This is a genomic window from Moorena sp. SIO3H5, assembly GCF_010692395.1.
Lineage (GTDB): Bacteria > Cyanobacteriota > Cyanobacteriia > Cyanobacteriales > Coleofasciculaceae > Moorena.
The window spans coordinates 1-1,306 of sequence record NZ_JAAHHS010000772.1 but is presented as its reverse complement, the minus strand read 5'-3'; the positions used below and the strand labels follow the sequence as shown (position 1 = coordinate 1,306).

At 35.4% G+C, this 1,306-nt stretch carries 1 protein-coding gene and 1 pseudogene; both read right to left on the bottom strand.

Annotated features, from left to right (window positions below; all coding sequences use genetic code 11):
* Nucleotides 1-656 (bottom strand): actin-binding WH2 domain-containing protein (locus F6K52_RS36405; protein ID WP_293090108.1); only part of this gene is annotated, 656 nt, incomplete at its 3' end.
* A gap of 169 nt (nucleotides 657-825) precedes the next feature.
* Nucleotides 826-1,306: pseudogene (locus F6K52_RS36400) on the bottom strand (FAD-binding oxidoreductase); the annotation flags it as partial.

Below are 1,306 nucleotides of genomic sequence, written 5' to 3'. Positions count from 1 at the left end.
AAGTTACCTTCTCTCTCCCTAAATAACTGAAATGCAGAGTTAGGAGTACCAAAAAATGGTCTGAGTGTCCATCCTAATTGAATACCAACAAAAGCATACAGACATAGCCACGAACGAATCAGCTTTGTGCGAATCTTTGTACCTTCTCCATCTTCTTTTAAGACTACGCTACTGGCTTTATATAGGGTAGCAATACCAGCAAAACCTGTAAGCGCAAAAATAATTACGTTCAGCAAAATTATAAACTGGTAATTATAAGTGCTAATCATAAAAAATAGGGAGATTGGTGCAAAACTAAATAGCAGTACACTAGTAACTGATACTGCTGTTAACACCAAAGCAAAATGCTGGGCAAATGTACGTTTAGAACCAAAGATAACATTGGCAAAGTACAATGTGGGTAAGCAAATTAATAAGGTAATTAGATAAAGAGCAGGTAACTTGATAGCAGAAGATAACGCTTGCATCCAACTGTGGTAGGCACCAATAATTGCCCCATAGGCTGCTAGGAATAAAGAACTACAAACTAACAAAGAAATTATTTTTATTGGTAGTCTTACCTCTTGTTGAATTTCTTCTAGAAATAATTGGCGATCGCGCAGTAAACTAATGGTGACTGCAAAGTATTTGCTGCCAGAAGATTGACTTTTAGCCATATTTTTCCCACACCTTACACAATTTTGGATTTTAGATTTTGGATTTTGGATTAAAGAATTGAAAATTACTTTTTATATCTGGGTTATAGACATCCATTCTTCCCATTATTTGTTTCAAAATTGGTATTCACAGAATTTTTGATTTGAGATGGTACCGTAAACTTTTTTACTAACGTTCTGAATGATCAGCACCAGAACCATATTTCCAAGCATCTACCCAACGATGCCAGTAATATAAGTATTTATGAGGTAAATAGTTTAATAATGGTTCTAACATTGGACTAATTGCAAATAGCACAGCATAAATCCCTAAATTGATGTAATGCACCATCCAATCTAGTAAACTGAATAAACCCAATTGAGGGATTAGTTTGATGACTAAAATTGGATGACTAAAATTTGTTTTTAATAGGGTCTTTGTTAACCCAGAAAACTGCACCACATCTTGTAAAAATGGCTTGAGTACCGGTTCACCTAAATTCTGCATTTCCTCAAACACCGCAGACAACAACTGATTAATGCGATCGCTAGGTATCTTTTGATTCACCCCCACACTCATGGCTTTTTGAAATAGCCAGGTAACGCTCAAACTAGGTTGATAGGGTTGTAGTAAACTCAGTGCTTTTACTGATAATTGGTTATTTCCTAGA